Below are 17,224 nucleotides of genomic sequence, written 5' to 3'. Positions count from 1 at the left end.
GATGCGCGACCAGGCCGTCGGCCCCGAAGACGAGCGCGTCGTTGCCGACGTGCGGCACTGGCTCACGCGTGCCGTGATCGGCCTGAACCTGTGCCCGTTCGCCAAGAGCGTGCATGTGAAGGGGCAGGTGCGGTATGTGGTCAGCCAGGCCACGCGCGACGAGGACGTGCTGGACGACCTGGAGCGCGAACTGCGGGCGCTGGCCGAGGCCGATCCGGAGCAGGTGGATACCACGCTGCTGATCGTGCCCCACGCGCTGGCCGATTTCCTCGCCTACAACGACTTCCTGTATTTCGCAGACCGGCTGCTCGGCAGTCTGCGGCTGGAAGGCACGCTGCAGATCGCGAGCTTTCATCCGCAGTACCGGTTCGAGGGCACCGGGCCGGACGATATCGAGAACTACACGAACCGGGCGCCGTATCCGATCCTGCATCTGCTGCGCGAGGACAGCATCGCCCGCGCGGCGGAAGCGTTCCCCGAGGCCGAGGACATCTACGAGCGAAACATGGAAACCCTGCGCCTGCTTGGCCACGCAGGGTGGCTCAAGTGGATGGCGGGCCAGAGCGATCTCTGACCGGCGATCGCTCAGGCGATCCGCGCCCGCTTAAGCCGAGGTGGCGGACGTGGCGGACGTGGCGGACGTGAAGAAGCGTTCGCCCAATTCCTCCAGCCCCACCGACTCCAGCACCTGCTGCAGCCGCTCGGCCGGCCGCCGGCGCGGCAGGTCCTTGTACTGGGCGATGATCAGTTCGTTCTTCATCGAGTGTTCCCAGCCCACCAGCTCCGTCACGCTGACCTGGTAGCCGTGCGCTTCCAGCTGCAGGCAGCGCAGCACGTTGGTCAGCTGGCTGCCGAATTCGCGCGTGTGCAGCGGGTGGCGCCAGATTTCCGTCATCGGATTGCCGGCCAGCAGCCGGCCCTTGTGCTTGCGCAGCACCGTTGCCACTTCAGCCTGGCAGCAGGGCACCAGCACGATGTGCTGCGCGCGCTTGGCCAGCGCGAAGCGGATCGCATCGTCGGTGGCGGTATTGCAGGCGTGCAGCGCCGTGACGACGTCGATGGTTTCCGGCAGCGCCGGCGACGTGATCGAATCGGCCACGGACAGGTTCAGGAACGACATGCCCGGGAAGCCCAGGCGCTCTGCCAGCCCGGTCGAGCTGGTGACCAGCTCCTCGCGCGTCTCGATGCCGTAGATGTGCGAGCCGTCCTTCAGATCCTTGAAGAACAGGTCGTAAAGGATGAAGCCCAGGTAAGACTTGCCGGCGCCGTGATCCACCAGCGACACGGCGCCTTTGGCGTCCTTTACCTCGCGCAGCAGGGGCTCGATGAACTGGAACAGGTGGTAGACCTGCTTGAGCTTGCGGCGGCTGTCCTGGTTCATCTTGCCGTCGCGCGTCAGGATATGGAGTTCCTTGAGCAGCTCGATGGACTGGCCGGGACGGACTTCGTGGGTGCTGGACATCGGGGAACTGGGCTGTGGATGCTTCGGAAAGGCCGACAGTTTACCGAAAACACCGCGTAAACACCTGCACCCCACTTTTGTGGGCTAAAGCTCACTCGTGTGCCTGCCGTTAATCCTTCGATCACGACAAGCAGAGTTGGCGCAGGTACGGCCGTCCAAGCGGAAGGACCCGGGGCACGAACCCCAGCCGGCATGGCGCCATGCAGAACGAGAAAGCGGGGAGCCATGAACGCGGACGTGGGATTACGCCTGGAACTCAACCAGCCGGGCGATCAGGTGAGGGCATGCTTTACGCCGGAAACCGGCCGGATGCCGCCGGACCGGGCGGCGCTGGAAGCATCGCTGGCCGAGCACGGCTGGCAGGGGGCGCGCCTGGACCAGGCCGCCGTGACCGGATTTCTGACCCAGTGCCAACTGACCGACCGCGAAATCGACGCGGTGATCGGCACGGTGCTCGATGGCGCCTTCGAACTGGAAATCTCCGCCGACAAGCTGCAGCTCCTGCTGACGCTGATGCCGCCTGAAGGCGGCCGTAGCATCGAGGAAAGCGATATCGCGGCCGCCGCGGCATCGATGGGCGTGGTGGCGCTGCTGGATTCCGCAGCCATCGGCGTGGCGCTGGAGGCCGGCAGTTGCGAAGGCCGCGAGATCGCACGCGGCGTGGCGCCCGTGCAGGGCGAAACGGCGCGTTTCGACAGCCTGGTGCAGCAGAAAAGACCGGCGCAGGCCGACAACGAGGACGAGCGCGTCGATCTGCGCGACCTGGGCAGCCTGCTGCTGGTGAATCCCGGCACGGCGCTGATGCGCCGCACCCCGGCCAGGTCCGGCAAGGATGGCATGGACGTGCTGGGCAAGCCGATCGCGGCCGAGCCGGTGGTGGACACGCCCTATGCGGCGGACCTGACCGGCGTGGCCGCCGACCCCAACGATCCGAACCTGCTGCTGGCGGTCATCGCCGGGTCGCCGCGCGTGCTGCCCAACGGCGTGATCGTCAGCCCCGTGGTGGACGTGGATGCGGTGGACCTGCATTCGGGCAATGTCAATTTCGATGGTTCGCTGCGTGTGTCGGGCGATATCCGCACCGGCATGTCGGTGCGCGTCACGGGCGACGTGGTGGTCCAGGGCACGATCGAGGCGGCCCATGTGGAAGCCGGCGGCGACGTGATCGTCAAGGGCGGCATCATCGGCAAGGCCGACTCGGCCCACGGCGGCGACCCCAACGAGGTAGCCAGCGTGCGCACCAAGGGTGCGGTGCATGCGCGCTATATCCAGAATGCGATCGTCGAGGCCGCGACCGAGGTGGTGGTCGAAAGCGGCATCCGCCAGAGCGACGTGTCGGCGGGCGAACGCGTGGTGGTTGGCACGCCCACGTCCCAGGGCAGCATCAGCGGCGGCCGCACGCGCGCGCTGCAGTCGGTCAGCGTGGCCACGCTGGGCGCCCCGGCAGGATCGGCCACCGCCGTGCAGGTGGGCCTGAACCCGTTTGCGGACCAGCAGAAGGGCGAGCTGGAGGAGCGCCGCCGCAAGGTGCTGGACGACCAGGCCAAGCTGCAGCAACTGGTGGCGTTCTTTGCCAAGAATCCCGAGCGTGCGCAGGGCGACGTCCGCGAGAAGGCACGCGCCACGATGTACAAGATCAACCGCGACCTGTTCGAACTCGATGCCGAAATCGCGAAGCTCGCCGAGCAGATCAAGCCGTCGGACGATGCCGTGATCGCCGTGGGCCGCCGCATTCACGGCGGCGTGACCCTGCAGGTGGGCCACAAGGTGCTGAAGGTCATGGAAGACAAGGCTGGCGGGCAGGTACGGGTCATCGAAGACCGGATCACGGTGACCTGATTCCGCCGAATACGGACGGGTTGCCCGAGGGCTGGCAGCCGGGTCGGCATTCCGGTCCGGCGGCCGGATGTGACGGGTTTCGTTACGCTGCAGCGTGACACGTTACGTCAGCCGTAACATTGTGGCGCCATCACGCATGGCGCCATGTCTTCCGCGCGATGGCGCGCGCAGCCGCCAAATCCCTTCTTTCGTATAGCATTTCAGCCAATTTTGCAGTGGCGCGCGCTTCGTGTGTGGGGCCCGAAATTGTCTGGCACGCCGTTTGCTCGGTCTCCCGTATTCAAAACGAGAGACCAGGGGAGACGCACCATGACCGCACTCGTGATCGAAGACCAGCCGCTGGTGAGCCTGGGCATGCAGCGGTTGCTGGAACGGATGCCGGGCATCGGCGCCGTGCGGGCCCTGGAGCCGGCCGGCATCCTGACGCTGGAGCCGGGCCCGGAGACGTCCATCGTTGTCTATGGCATGTCCGGCGACAGCAGCGACAACTGGTACCTGCTGCGCCAGCTGCATCAGACGCTGCCTCACGCGCGCATCCTGCTCCTGTCCGACAACATGTGGCTGCGCGTGCCGGCATCGCTGGAGACGTGCGGCGTTGTCGAGCAACTGCCCAAGTCGGCATCGATCGAGCGCATGGAAGCGGTGGTGCTGCAGATGCTGGGCTGCGATGGATTCCTGCCCATGCGCGGCGGCTTTGGTGAGGCGCGGCAACCGGCCTATCACCCACGCGTGGCGTCGTAGCTGGCCGGCATCGTCGCTCAAACTTATTGAGACGAATCCGATTTCACTGAGGGCACGGTTTTTCGTGGCGTTTCGTGCCTAGAATTTCCGTCATCCAGTCCGGATAGCCAACGACAAGGCGGATGCGATGACGGGAATGGTGAGGGACGCCGCGGTGGCTGCAAGCGCGGATGTGGATGCGGCCGGCACCGTGGCGCGGTCGTCCGCATCGTCTTACCTGCATGGTGACGCGCCGCCCGAACCCCGGCGCGGCAATGCGCGCGACGCGGCGGCGCTGGAGGCATTGCATCTGGATGCCGCGGACGCACTGCTGCACCGGCACGGCCGCGCGCTGTCGGATTGCCAGGTATCGCGCGAATGCGCCGGCCTGGACGCGGAAGACGATGCGGTGCTCTACGTGGTGCAAGTGGGGGAGGGCATCGATACCTACACGCTGAACGAGGCACTGACCGCGCCAAAGCGAAAGCCCCAAAGCAAAAAGGGCAACCCGAATGGGCTGCCCTTTCTACTTCAAGTGATGGTGCCGGAGATAGGAGTCGAACCTACGACCTTCGCATTACGAATGCGCTGCTCTACCAACTGAGCTACACCGGCGAATCCTGACTTGTAAAACCTGTTCCTATCGCTGCGATCGCTGCAATCCGCGCTGTTGCTGCGTTTGCGTCGAATCGGATAGAGCCAGCGATAATATCAGCGACTTCCGGGTTTGTGAAGCCCCCTGTGCAGTTTTTTAACGAATCCTGCGAGGCGGGCTGCCCGGGTACGCCGCTGTGGCGGCAGGAAGTGCGCGGCCACAACAGGCGTAAGGATCGCACAGGCGCGGCCGATCGCTTGACGCGAAAAAGGGTCGAAGCTGCCCCCTGTTCCGCATTGACCAGGCGCCCCGCGGCGACCCGGCGATCAGAACTTGTGGCGCAGGCCGGCCATCACGCCCACGCGGCTGCCGTGGCCGTAGAACGGCGTCTGGAACGTCGGCTGCGCGCCCAGCGTGCGCCACGCGTCGGTCAGCGTCGTGTAGTCGGCTTCCAGGTAGACGTCGGTGCGCTTGCTGAACGCGTAGTCGAGCATCATCGCGCCGGTGAAGCGGTTGCCCGAATCGCCGGCATGCTTGAGGTGGTCGTAGGTGCCCAGGGCGATCAGCGACCATGCCGGATTGAACTGGTACTTGGCGCCCAGGTAGCCGGCCTGGTTCTTGTAGCCGGCGTTGTCGACGTTGCTGTTCGTGTAGCCGAGATAGATCGTGGCCGGACCGGCGGTGTAGGTGCCGCCGAGCGTCCAGACCTTCTGGTCGCTGTTCGGTACGGTCACGCCGTAGTAGCTCGTGGTGTCCTTCATGATCTGGTAGCCGCCGGCCACCATGAACGGACCCGCCGCGTACGTCAGGCTGCCGCCTGTCGACGACGACCGCGCCACGCTGCCCGGTTGCTCGCCGAATGCGTGCTGGGCTGCAATCGTAAAGCCGCCAAATTTTCCGGCGTACTTGACCATGTTGTCCTGACGCACGCCGCCGGTGTAGTTGCCGCCCTGGAAGCCGACGATGGCGAGGTTGGCCAGCGCCATGGCGTCATAGCTGGCGATGACCTCGTGGATCACCGTGAATTGCCGGCCCAGCGTGATGGTGCCGAAGTCGCCCTGCATGCCGACATACGCCTTGCGGCCGAACAGGCGGTTGCCTTGCAGGCTCTGTCCGGCATCCGGCGAGAAGCCCGATTCCAGCACGAACAGCGCCTGGTAGCCACGCCCCAGGTCTTCCACGCCGTAGAGGCCCCAGCGGCTGCCTGTCAGCACGCCATCGGTCATCTGCACCTTGCCGTTGCCGGCAGCACTTTCGTTCGAGGTGTAGCGGATCGTGGTGTCGACGATGCCGTAGAGCGTGACGTTTGACTGGGCCTGGGCCGGTGCTGCGGCACCGAGGGCGGCTAGGGCTGCCGTCGTGACGAAGGGCGCAAGGGCTCGCTTCATGATGTGAGTCTCCATCCTGGCTTGTTATTTCGTTTTTGCTGCGGAAGAGCCGGTGCCAAATGCTTGTTCGACTTCTTGCCGACGTGGGTCGGCTTGTGCATTTCCCTCACCGGCTGGCATGGGAGGCGCGCAGGGAAGTCATTCCCAGGCGCCGGGACAGGCAGTCCTGATCGATTGGGAAAGGCAATCGATGTGATCTGATGTCCTATGACATCGTACCTTACAGAAAAATAACGAAGCAAGACATACGACGAGACATTGGGTGGATCAGCAACACTAGAGCGCAATATCAAATGCCATCCCAATCGGTGCCGATTTGGGGTATTTCGGATTTCTGTATTCGCTTAATTTGCAATGCAGCAAATCGATGTCAGTTTCACGTAAGTTATTTAAAATGCAACGGAAAGCCTGTTCCACGGCCGGTTGAGGCGGGACGTGGAATGCGGTATCACGGCGTTAGAAACGCCCGATTTAACGCATTTAAGTGAGAAACATCTGCAGAGCAGCAATTAACGTCTGCATGTATGGATCTTAAAACTTCTAGGGATTTTACTGAGGCGATATCACCTTGACCGCGGTCGGGGAGGCGATTAGATTCCAGTGGCGTTGTATGACGACAGATCAATAACACCCTAATCAGTCATTGGTGCGCGCCAAGTTGGACCCGCGCGCCTGTGCCGCCCGACACCATGTCTCAGACCTCCAAAGACCCGCTCGACGGCGTCACCACCCGTTGCCATCGCATTCTCCTGACCGGCGCCGCCGGTAATCTCGGAAAAGTTCTACGTGATCGGCTCAAGCGTTATGCCGATGTGGTGCGCGTGTCCGATATCGCCAGCCTGGGCGACGCCCGCGAGCAGGAAGAGGTGGTGACGTGCGACCTATCCGATCCCAAGGCCGTGCATGCGCTGGTGGAAGGCGTTGACGCGATCGTCCACCTCGGCGGGGTGTCGGTGGAGCGTCCGTTCGAGGAAATCCTGCCCGCCAACATCCAGGGCACATACAACATCTACGAGGCGGCGCGCCGCCACGGGGTGCGCCGCATCGTGTTTGCCAGCTCGAATCACGTCATCGGCTATTACAGGCAGGGTGAAGTGCTCGATGCCGATACGCCGGCCAGGCCCGATGGCTACTACGGCGTCAGCAAGGCGTTCGGCGAGCAGATGGGCAGCTTCTACAGCGACCGCTACGGCATCGACACCGTGGCGCTGCGCATTGGATCGTCGTTTCCCGAAGCCAAGGATCGCCGCATGATGGTGACGTGGCTCGGCTACGACGACCTGGAACAACTGATCAAGCGTGCCATCTTCGTGCCGAAGGTCGGTTTCCTGATTGTCTATGGCGCTTCGGCCAATCGCGATAGCTGGTGGGACAACAGCAAGGCCGCGCGACTGGGGTTCAAGCCCGTCGAGTCTTCCGAGCAGTTCCGCGCCAAGGTGGAATCGGTGCCGCCGCTGCCGGCCGATGATCCGGCCGGTTGGTACCAGGGCGGGGCCTTCGTCAAGGCCGGCCCGTTCGGCGACTGATAGGGCCTCACGCCATGACCGATACCTTTGAACGGATTGGCGACATGCGCTGCGGCGTGGGCGAAAGCCCGGTCTGGCACGCATCGGAAGCCGCCCTGTACTGGACCGATATCCCGAATCGCACGCTGTGGCGCTTTGATCCGGCCAGCGGCCGCATTGACCAATGGGCCGTGCCCGAGATGGCCGGCTGCATGGCCATGACCGCCGACGGCGGCTGGCTGCTGGCGATGGAGACCGGAATTTTCCGAATTGGCCGGCTGGTGGCGGGGCAACCGGCACCCGAGCCGCGGCGCGTGGCAGCCGTGGTGCACGCGCGTGACGGCATGCGGTTCAACGATGGCCGTTGCGACCGCCAGGGCCGCTTTTGGGCGGGCACGATGGTGATGGACATGTCGCTGGCCGCCACCGACGGCAAGCTGTATCGCTTCGACGCCCGCACTGGCGGGCTTGACGTGATCCGCGGCGAGATGATCACGCCGAACGGCCTGGCCTTCAGCCCCGATGGCCGCACGATGTACGTGTCGGATTCGCATCCGGCCCGGCAGGCCGTGTGGGCCTATGACTACGACATCGATACGGGCACGCCGTCCAACGGCCGGGTGTTCATCGACATGAACCTCTACCCGGGGCGGCCCGATGGCGCGGCGGTCGATGCCGATGGCTGCTACTGGATCTGCGGCAACGATGCCGGCCAGGTGCATCGCTTCACGCCCGATGGCCGGCTGGATCGCAGCGTGGCGGTGCCGTTCGCCAAGCCCGCCATGTGTGCGTTCGGCGGCGCCGACCTCGATACGCTGTACGTGACGTCGATCCGCACCGACGACACCGATCCGCTGTCCGGCGCCGTGGTGGCGCTGCGCCCGGGCGTGCGCGGCACGCCCGAGCCCGTGCTGCGTGACTAAGCCTGTTCCGAAGACGGCGCGCCGAGCCGGGCGGGCCGGGCAATGTGTTGACTTGAACGACGAATAACTCTGATAACGCTGGAGGCAAGACACATGTTTCAAAAACACTTCGCACGTACCCGCCTGGGTACCCTGATGGCCGCACTTGCGACAGCCGTGGCGTTGCCGGTCGGCGCGCACGCCGCGGATTTCCGCTCCGCCGACATTCATCCCGACGACTACCCGACCGTGCAGGCCGTGCGCTACATGGGCGACCTGCTCAAGCAGCGATCGAACGGCAAGATGTCGATCAAGGTCTTCGCGCAGGGCTCGCTGGGCAGCGAGAAGGACGCCATCGAACAGACCAAGATTGGCGCGCTGTCGATGGTGCGGGTGAACTCGGCCGCGATGAACAACATCTGCGAAGCCACCATCGTGCCGACGATGCCGTTCCTGTTCCGGTCCACCGACCACATGCGCCACGTGCTGGACGGCCCGATCGGCGAAGACATCCTGAAGTCGTGCGAAAAGAACGGCTTCATCGGGCTGGCCTGGTACGACAGCGGCTCGCGCTCGATGTACACCACCAAGCGCCCGATCAAGACCCTGGCCGATGCCAAGGGCATGAAGATCCGCGTGCAGCAGTCAGACCTCTGGGTGTCGCTGCTCGAAGCCATGCATGCCAATGCCACGCCGATGCCGTGGGGCGAGGTCTACACCGCGCTGAAGACCGGTCTGGTCGATGGCGCCGAAAACAACTGGCCCAGCTACGAAAGCTCGCGCCAGTTCGAGGTGGCCAAGTACTACTCGCTGACCGAGCATTCGATGGCGCCTGAAATGCTGATGTTCTCGAAGGTCGCGTGGGATCGACTGTCGAAGGAAGACCAGGCCATGGTGCGCCAGGCCGCCAAGGATTCGGTGCCGTACATGCGCAAGCTGTGGGACGAGCGCGAGCAGAAGTCGCGCAAGCTCGTCGAGGCTTCCGGCGTGCAGATCATCCAGGTGGACAAGGCCTCGTTCCAGGCCGCGATGAAGCCCGTGTACGACCGCTTCATTACCAGCGCGCAGATGAAGGACCTGGTGCGCCGCACGCAGGAAACGAAGTAAACCGCCGACCTCAGGTTGCAGGGAATTCATCATGCTTTCGCCATCTCCCACGCCGGCCACGCCGGCGGATGGCGCGCGCGAGCCCGCCGCTGAGGCGGGCGCCGCGCGCGCCCATGTTTACACCCGGTTCTGCGCCGCCCTGGCCCGTGCCTGTCTGGGCCTGGGCGTCTTTGGCCTGCTGCTGCTGGTGGTCGCGGTGCTGTATCAGGTCTTCGGCCGCTACGTGCTCAACGACACGCCCACCTGGGCCGAATCCATCGCCATGCTGCTGGTGCTGTATGTGACGATGCTGGGCACCGCCGTGGGCGTGCGCGACGCCGGCCACATCGGCCTGGAATCGCTGCTGATCCTGCTGCCCGATCATCTGCGCACCAAGCTGGAGATCCTGATCCATGTGCTGGTGGGCGTGTTCGGTGCCGTCATGGCCTACAACTGCGCGTTCCTGGCGCATTCGGTGGCCGACTACAAGCTGCCGACGCTGGGCATCTCCGAGGGCTGGCGCTACCTGCCGCCCGTCATCGCCGGCACGCTGATCGTGCTGTTTTCGATCGAACACATCATTGCAGTGCTGAAAGGCACGGAAGTGGAGCCGGCATGGCACTGATCATTCTTACCGTCTGCTTCTTCGGCTTCCTGATCCTCGGGGTGCCCGTGGCATTCGCCATCGGCCTGTCGGCGGTGGCTACCATCCTGTACGAAGGGCTGCCGCTGGCGGTGGTGTTCCAGCAGATGACATCGGGCATGAACGCGTTCTCGTTCCTGGCCATCCCGTTCTTCATCTTCGCCGGCGAGCTGATGCTGTACGGCGGCATCGCCGACCGTATCGTCAACTTCGCCAAGTCGATGGCCGGCCATGTGCGCGGCGGCCTGGGCATGTCCAACGTGGTGGCCTGCACGCTGTTCGGCGGGGTGTCGGGGTCGCCTGTGGCCGACGTGTCGGCCATGGGCGCGGTGATGATCCCGATGATGAAGCGCGAGGGCTATCACGCCGACTACGCCGTCAACGTGACCACGCACGCGGCGCTGGTGGGCGCGCTGATGCCGACCAGCCACAACATGATCATCTACACGCTGGCAGCGGGCGGCAAGGTGTCGATTGCCGCGCTGATCCTGGCGGGCGTGCTGCCGGCGCTGATCCTGACGATCTGCAACCTCGCCGCCGCCTACTTCGTGGCGCGCAGCCGCGGCTATCCGTCCGGCAAGTTCCCGGGCTGGGAGATCGTTGGGCATTCGCTGGCCGCCGCGCTGCCTGGCCTGTTCGTGGTGGTGCTGATCCTGGCCGGCATCCTGTCCGGCGTGTTCACGGCCACGGAGTCGGCCGCCGTTGCCGTGCTGTATGCGCTGACGCTGACCGTGTTCCTGTACCGCTCGCTGACGAAGGAGCAGTTCATCAGGGCCGCGGCCAAGGCGGTGAAGACCACCGGCGTGGTGCTGCTGCTGATCGGCATTTCGGCCACGTTCGGATACATGATCAGTCTCTACGGCGTGGCCGAGCTGACGGGCCAGTTCCTGAGTTCGGTGTCCACCAGCCCGTGGGTGATCTTCCTGATGGTGAACCTGCTGCTGTTCATCCTCGGCACGTTCCTGGACATGGCGGCCACCATCCTGATCTGCACGCCGATCTTCCTGCCGATCTGCATGCACTACGGCATGAGCCCGGTGCAGTTCGGCATGCTGATGCTGATCAACTGCGCGCTGGGGCTCAACACGCCGCCCGTGGGCACCACGCAGTTCGTCGGTTGCGCGATCGGCGGGGTGTCGGTGGGGCAGGTCATGCGCACGATCTGGCCGTTTTACGGTGCGCTGGTGGCGGCGTTGCTGCTGGTGACGTATGTGCCGGCGTTCTCGCTGTGGCTGCCCGAGGTGCTGCTGAAGTAGGCGGTTTTTCCCCTCTCCTGCGCGCAGGAGAGGGGCGCCGACGCGTCGAGGACCGACATGCCGTGGCTTTCATCTGGCCCCCTTCATACGCTGCACGCGGGCGCGCATACGCTGACGGTCGCGCCGGCCGCCGGCGGGCGCATGGCGACGTTCAGTACCGCGCATGCCGGCGGCCATGTCATCGACTGGCTGGCACCCATGCCTTGGCAGGCGCTGGAACAAGGCTTCGACGGGCGCCAGTGGCCCAAGGCCGGCAGCTATCCCTTGCTGCCGTTCTCGAACCGCATCCGCGAGGGGCGTTTTCGCTGGGACGGGCGCGATATCGATCTGCCCGCGCATCCGGGGCAGGCCCATGCGATGCACGGGTTTGGGCATGCGCGCCCCTGGACAGTCGTCGAACAGGGTAGCGACCGCATCGTCATGGCGCTGGTCCATGTGCCAGCCGGCGGTGACTGGCCCTGGGCGGTCAGCGCCCGCCAGACGCTGCGGCTGACCGAAGATGGCCTCGATGCCGAGCTGACGATCCGTAATGATGGCGAAACAGCTATGCCGGCGGGCGGTGGCTTTCACCCCTTCTTCGCGCGGCTGCCGGGCATGCGGCTGCAGTTCGATGCCATGCACATGTGGCCGGCGGACGCGGGTGGCGTGGCCACCGGGCGGACCGTGGTGGGAGATCGCGAACGCTTCCTGCGCGAGCGCCACCTGCCCGATGCCGGTCTGAGCGTCTATTACAGTGGCTGGAAGCGTGCGGCCACGCTGAAGCGGCCCGATGGCGCCGCGCTGACGCTGCTTGCCGGCGACGGGCTCGACCACCTGGTGCTGCACGCACCGGGCGGCTGCGATTTCGTATGCGTGGAGCCGGTGTCGCATGTGGCCGATGCGGTCAACCTGTCCGCTCGCGGCTGGGAGGGCACCGGGCTGCGCCGCCTGGCGCCGGGTGACACGGCCGCATGGCGCATGCAATGGCAGGTCGCCCTCTGACGGCCGCGGAGGCAGGGTAGGGGATGAGGAAAAGAAAACAGGGCGCCGAGGCGCCCTGTCTGCATGGAAGTTTCCGCCGAGATGCCGGGGATCAGGCCTTGCTGGCCGCTTCCTGGTGGTAGCGCGTCACGCGATCCACCTCGTTCTTGGAGCCCAGGATCACCGACACGCGCTGGTGCAGCTTGGTCGGCGCCACGTCCAGGATGCGCTCGTGGCCGTTGGTGGCCGCGCCGCCGGCCTGCTCGACCAGGAACGCCATCGGGTTGGCTTCGTACATCAGGCGCAGCTTGCCCGGCTTCTCGGGCTCGCGCTTGTCCCACGGGTACATGAAGATGCCGCCGCGCGTCAGGATGCGGTGCACATCGGCCACCATCGACGCGATCCAGCGCATGTTGAAGTTCTTGCCGCGCGGGCCTTCCTCGCCGGCCAGGCATTCGTCGATGTACTGGCGCACCGGCGGTGCCCAGTGGCGCATGTTGGACATGTTGATCGCGAATTCCTTGGTGTCTTCCGGGATCTTCACGTCCGATTGCGTCAGCACGAAGCTGCCGGCCTCGCGGTCCAGCGTGAACATGTGCACGCCGTTGCCGACGGTCAGTACCAGCGTGGTCTGCGGGCCGTACACGGCATAGCCGGCCGCCACCTGATGCGTGCCCGGCTGCATGAAATCGTTCTCTGTGACGGTCTCGCCCGGCTTGTGCATGTGCAGCACCGAGAAGATCGTGCCGATCGACACATTCACGTCGATGTTCGACGAGCCGTCGAGCGGATCGAACAGCAGCAGGTATTCGCCCTTCGGGTAGCGGTTCGGGATCTCGTAGAACGAGTCCATTTCCTCGGACGCCATGGCCGCCAGGTGGCCGCCCCATTCGTTGGCGTCCAGCAGCACTTCGTTGGCGATCACGTCGAGCTTCTGCTGCGTTTCGCCCTGGACGTTGCCGGTGCCGGCCGAGCCCAGCACGCCGGCGAGGGCGCCCTTGCTGACGGCGTTGGAAATGGCCTTGCAGGCGCGCGCAACCACCTCGATCAGCAGCCGGAGCTCCGGCTGGATCGTGTTGTGCTTGCGCTGCTCCTCGACCAGATAGCGGGTGAGGCTGATGCGTGTCATGGTGGGTTCTCCTTGGATGGCCGCCATTCTACAGGGCCGGCGCCGCGGACAGGCCGTTTTCGGCCCGTCGAGCGCCTTGGGGGACACATCAGCTTGCCAGCGCCTTGCCGACGATCTCGCGCACGTCGCGCGACAGCGTGGGGGCCGCCGCCACCCGTTCCAGCGCCGCGCGCATGCGGTCGCGCAGCGGGATCTCGTACTTTTGCCAGCGGTCCATTACCCGTGCCAGACGCGCTGCCACCTGGGGGTTGATCGCGTCGAGCGCCAGCACCTGGTCGGCCCAGAACGCGTAGCCCGAGCCATCGGCGGCATGGAACTGGGCCGGATTGCCCGAGCAGAAGCTGAAGATCAGCGACCGTGCCCGGTTCGGGTTGCGCAGATTGAAGGCCGGATGCTCCATCAGCGCACGCACCGTGTCGATCGTGCGCTTGCCGGCGTGCGGACCCACCTCGCCGCGCTGCATGCCCTGCAGCGAGAACCACTTGTCGATGACCAGCGCGTCGTCCTCGAATCGCTCGTAGAAATCGGCCAGGGCATGCTCGCGGCCCGGCGCGAAGCTGTTGACCAGCGCCGACAGCGCGGCAAAGCGGTCAGTCATGTTGTCGCTTTGCCGGTAGTGCTGGTCGGCCAGCGCCTGCATGTCGGCGTCGCCGCTGTCGGCCAGGTAGCCCAGCGCCAGGTTGCGCAGTGCCCGTTTGGCCATGGAATCGGCATCGGGGCTGTAGTTGCCCGGTGTGGCGTTGGCCTGGTAGGCGGCCAGCCACTCGGCCTTGAGCGCGCGAGCCAGGCCTTCGCGCATGAACAGGCGGGCGCGATGGATCGCGGCCGGATCGGCCACGCCCATTCGCTCGGCCAGATAGGCTTCGGCCGGCAGCATCAGGGCTTGCTCGCGGAATGCCGGGTTCAGCGATCCATCGGTCAGCACGGTCCGGAAGGCCGCCACCAGCGCCGAATCCAGCTTCAGCTCGCGCTGGGCCTGCACCTCGCCGACCAGGTGCAGCAGGGCGCGCGTGGCCAGGCGCTGGCCGGCTTCCCAGCGGTTGAACGCGTCGCTGTCGTGCGCCAGCAGGAAGGTCAGTTCGGCATCGGAATATTCGTAGTCGACGATCACCGGCGCCGAGAAATTGCGCAGCAGCGACGGCAGCGGGGCCTTTGCGCCCCTGGGCAGGCCGACGAAGCGGAAGGTCTGCTCGGCCTGCGTGAAATCGAGCACGCGCGTGGTGCCGGCGGCCTGGGCTTCGCCGTCGAGTTGCAGCGGCAGGTCGTTGCCCTGGGCGTCGATCAGGCCCAGTGCGAACGGGATGTGGAACGGCTGCTTGTCCGGCGTGCCGCCCTTGGTTTCGATGCCCACCTTCGGGCAGTTCTGCGTCAGCGTCAGCGACAGCGCGCCGGCGGCGCCATCCCATTGCGTGCGGGCAGTCACCACCGGGGTGCCGGCCTGGCTGTACCAGAGGCCGAACTGCGTGAGGTCGCGGCCGTTGGCATCGGCCATGGCGGCGCGGAAGTCGTCGCAGGTCACGGCCTGGCCGTCATGGCGCTTGAAATACAGGTCCATGCCGCGGCGGAAGCCGTCGCGACCCAGCAGGGTCTGATACATGCGCACGACCTCGGCGCCTTTCTCATAGACCGTGACCGTGTAGAAGTTGTTGATTTCCTCGTAGCTGTCGGGGCGCACCGGGTGGGCCATCGGGCCGGCATCCTCCGGGAACTGCACCTGGCGCAGCACGCGGACGTCCTCGATTCGCTTGACCGCGCGCCCCGATTCCGAGCCCATCATGTCGGCCGAGAACTCCTGGTCGCGGAACACGGTCAGGCCTTCCTTGAGCGACAGCTGGAACCAGTCGCGGCAGGTCACGCGGTTGCCGGTCCAGTTGTGGAAGTATTCGTGCGCCACCACCGATTCGATATTGGCGAAGTCCACGTCGGTGGCGGTCTGCGCATTGGCCAGCACGTACTTCGTGTTGAAGATGTTCAGGCCCTTGTTTTCCATCGCGCCCATGTTGAAGTCGCTGACGGCGACGATCATGAAGCGGTCGAGATCCAGTTCCAGGCCGAAGCGGCGCTCATCCCAGCGGATCGAATGGATCAACGAATCCATGGCATGGCGGGTCTTGTCCAGGTCCTGCGGCTCCACCCAGACCTGGAGCAGCTTTTCCTTGCCCGACGCCGACACGATCTTCTCTTCGATGCGTTCGAGCTTGCCTGCCACCAGCGCAAACAGATAGGACGGCTTGCGGAACGGGTCTTCCCAGACGGCTTCGTGCCGGCCGTCCGGCAGGTCGGCCTGCGACAGGAGGTTGCCGTTGGACAGCAGCACCGGGCAGGCGGCGCGGTCGGCGCGCAGCGTCACGCGGTATGTGGTCATCACGTCCGGGCGATCGAGGAAGTACGTGATGCGGCGGAAGCCTTCGGCCTCGCACTGCGTAAAGAAATTGCCATTCGAAACGTATAGGCCCGACAGCGTGGTGTTGGCTGCCGGATTGCAGGCTGCCGTGATTTCGAGCGTGCCTTGCGCGGGGAGCCTGTTCAGCGTGAGCGTGTCGTCGTCGGCGCGGTAGCTGGTGAACGGCTGGCCGTCGAGCTTGATGCCAATCAGTTCCAGTGCTTCGCCGCTGAGTACCAGCGGGGCATCGGCGGCGCCGGTGCGCTGCAGCTTCAGCGTGCTGGTGACGATGGTGCGCTGCGGGTCGAGGTCGAGCACGAGGTCGGCATGGTCGATGGCAAACGCGGGCGGAGTATAGTCCTTGCGATAGACGGTAACGGGCGTGTCGGTACGCAGCATGGGGAGATCCTGTCGTCGGGTGACCGGGGGCGGCGGGCCGTGAACAGTGACAACCGGCCCTGAAGCCCCCATTGTAGCCAAGCGGTTTCAGGCCTGCGTCGCGCCAGTGCCGGCGCGGGAATTCGGCAGCCCCGATCGTGTCTGAGGAAACGTGACCGAATCAAAAATAACGAGGTGCGCGATGTGGCAAGCAGCGGTTTCTTGGGGAAAACGACGTGGGCTGGGTGTGCTGACGGCGCTCGCCGCGCTATGGCTGGCGGGTTGCGCCAGTACCGTCACCACCGAGGTGACCGCGTTCCGGGACGCGGGCTGGACCAACGACGCGCCGCGTACCTACGCATTCGATCACGCGCCGCAGCAGGACGCGCAGCTCGATCGACAGACCTACGAACTGTGGCTGTCCCAGGCACTGTCCGCCATCGGCTTCGAGCAGACGGCTCCCCGGCAGGCGCGGTATCTGGTGACGATGGACTATGACGCCGCGCCCGGTTTCGTGCGGGTGGCGGAAACCGTCTATCCCGATCCCTGGTATGGCCCGTGGGGCCCGTACTGGGGGCCGTACGGCGGGTATCGCCCGTGGGGGCCCTACGGCTGGGGGCCGGGCTACTGGCCCCCGCAGACCGTGGTGCGCGATGTGCCGGTGACGTTCTCGAACCTGCGGGTCTTCTTCAAGGATGCCGCCAGCGGCAAGCGGGTCTACCAGGTGACGGCGCGCAACACGACCGAAGGCGGCAACCTGACGGCCGTGATGCCCTACATGATCCGTAGCGCGTTCACCGATTTTCCGGGCGAAAGCGGACGACCGCGGCGCATCAAGCTGGAAGTCCAGAAGGACCAGAAGTAGCGGAAGGCCGGCATGCATTCGTCGACATTCGTCCACCGGTATGTTCCGCCGGTGGACGGATCGCACTCACTACCGTGAGGTAAAAGGAGTTTTTCGACACTGCGCCGTAAAAA

14 protein-coding genes and 1 tRNA gene are annotated in these 17,224 nt (G+C 65.3%); 10 read left to right on the top strand and 5 right to left on the bottom strand.

Going from position 1 to position 17,224, the window contains the following annotated elements; genetic code table 11:
• Position 1 precedes the first annotated feature (1 nt).
• Positions 2-574: a DUF1415 domain-containing protein gene (locus tag BLQ58_RS03620; RefSeq protein ID WP_092594682.1), complete on the top strand. Its 573-nt coding sequence runs from the start codon at positions 2-4 to the stop codon at positions 572-574.
• Positions 575-604: 30 nt separating this feature from the next.
• Here BLQ58_RS03620 and BLQ58_RS03615 read toward each other — a convergent pair whose 3' ends face one another.
• Complete coding sequence (locus BLQ58_RS03615; protein ID WP_092594680.1) at positions 605-1,462, bottom strand: class I SAM-dependent methyltransferase; 858 nt, start codon at positions 1,460-1,462, stop codon at positions 605-607.
• A 225-nt stretch (positions 1,463-1,687) separates the two neighbouring features.
• On the opposite strand from BLQ58_RS03615, the gene BLQ58_RS03610 reads away from it, so the two are divergent.
• On the top strand, positions 1,688-3,301 hold the full coding sequence (locus tag BLQ58_RS03610; protein WP_092594678.1) for a DUF342 domain-containing protein: 1,614 nt from the start codon (positions 1,688-1,690) through the stop codon (positions 3,299-3,301).
• A gap of 309 nt (positions 3,302-3,610) precedes the next feature.
• Positions 3,611-4,042, top strand: coding sequence for a response regulator (locus BLQ58_RS03605; protein WP_175459830.1), 432 nt, complete (start codon positions 3,611-3,613; stop codon positions 4,040-4,042).
• Between the two features lie 518 nt (positions 4,043-4,560).
• Here the strand turns inward: BLQ58_RS03605 and BLQ58_RS03600 are convergent.
• Positions 4,561-4,636 (bottom strand) — tRNA-Thr (locus tag BLQ58_RS03600).
• A gap of 306 nt (positions 4,637-4,942) precedes the next feature.
• The gene (locus tag BLQ58_RS03595) at positions 4,943-6,004 is read right to left on the bottom strand and encodes a porin (protein ID WP_092594676.1); all 1,062 of its coding nucleotides are present in this window, start codon (positions 6,002-6,004) and stop codon (positions 4,943-4,945) included.
• Between the two features lie 689 nt (positions 6,005-6,693).
• Between BLQ58_RS03595 and BLQ58_RS03590 the strand changes: the two genes are divergently transcribed.
• The 6 genes from BLQ58_RS03590 to BLQ58_RS03565 all read left to right on the top strand — a co-directional run bounded on the left by BLQ58_RS03590 (position 6,694) and on the right by BLQ58_RS03565 (position 12,377).
• On the top strand, positions 6,694-7,530 hold the full coding sequence (locus tag BLQ58_RS03590) for an NAD-dependent epimerase/dehydratase family protein (RefSeq protein ID WP_092594675.1): 837 nt from the start codon (positions 6,694-6,696) through the stop codon (positions 7,528-7,530).
• A 14-nt stretch (positions 7,531-7,544) separates the two neighbouring features.
• Entirely contained in the window at positions 7,545-8,432 is an 888-nt protein-coding gene (locus BLQ58_RS03585; RefSeq protein ID WP_092594673.1) for an SMP-30/gluconolactonase/LRE family protein, read from the top strand.
• A gap of 135 nt (positions 8,433-8,567) precedes the next feature.
• Positions 8,568-9,518: a TRAP transporter substrate-binding protein gene (locus BLQ58_RS03580; protein ID WP_092595492.1), complete on the top strand. Its 951-nt coding sequence runs from the start codon at positions 8,568-8,570 to the stop codon at positions 9,516-9,518.
• 31 nt (positions 9,519-9,549) lie between these two features.
• The gene (locus BLQ58_RS03575) at positions 9,550-10,122 is read left to right on the top strand and encodes a TRAP transporter small permease (protein ID WP_092594671.1); all 573 of its coding nucleotides are present in this window, start codon (positions 9,550-9,552) and stop codon (positions 10,120-10,122) included.
• Positions 10,113-11,396, top strand: coding sequence for a TRAP transporter large permease (locus BLQ58_RS03570; RefSeq protein ID WP_092594669.1), 1,284 nt, complete (start codon positions 10,113-10,115; stop codon positions 11,394-11,396). The genes BLQ58_RS03575 and BLQ58_RS03570 overlap by 10 nt, the downstream gene beginning before the upstream one ends.
• 57 nt (positions 11,397-11,453) lie before the next feature.
• Positions 11,454-12,377, top strand: a complete 924-nt coding sequence (locus BLQ58_RS03565) for an aldose 1-epimerase (protein WP_092594667.1) — start codon at positions 11,454-11,456, stop codon at positions 12,375-12,377.
• Between the two features lie 91 nt (positions 12,378-12,468).
• Here BLQ58_RS03565 and BLQ58_RS03560 read toward each other — a convergent pair whose 3' ends face one another.
• Positions 12,469-13,485, bottom strand: coding sequence for a class 1 fructose-bisphosphatase (locus BLQ58_RS03560; RefSeq protein ID WP_092594665.1), 1,017 nt, complete (start codon positions 13,483-13,485; stop codon positions 12,469-12,471).
• Positions 13,486-13,573: 88 nt separating this feature from the next.
• Positions 13,574-16,267, bottom strand: coding sequence for an aminopeptidase N (gene pepN / locus BLQ58_RS03555; RefSeq protein WP_092594663.1), 2,694 nt, complete (start codon positions 16,265-16,267; stop codon positions 13,574-13,576).
• Between the two features lie 181 nt (positions 16,268-16,448).
• Between pepN and BLQ58_RS03550 the strand changes: the two genes are divergently transcribed.
• Positions 16,449-17,111 (top strand): DUF4136 domain-containing protein, encoded by a 663-nt coding sequence (locus BLQ58_RS03550; protein ID WP_049815860.1) that lies wholly within the window; start codon positions 16,449-16,451, stop codon positions 17,109-17,111.
• The last annotated feature ends 113 nt before the right edge of the window (positions 17,112-17,224 follow it).

Source organism: Ralstonia sp. 25mfcol4.1, from assembly GCF_900104095.1.
Taxonomy (GTDB): domain Bacteria; phylum Pseudomonadota; class Gammaproteobacteria; order Burkholderiales; family Burkholderiaceae; genus Cupriavidus.
This window is presented reverse-complemented; position numbering and strand designations above follow the sequence as displayed.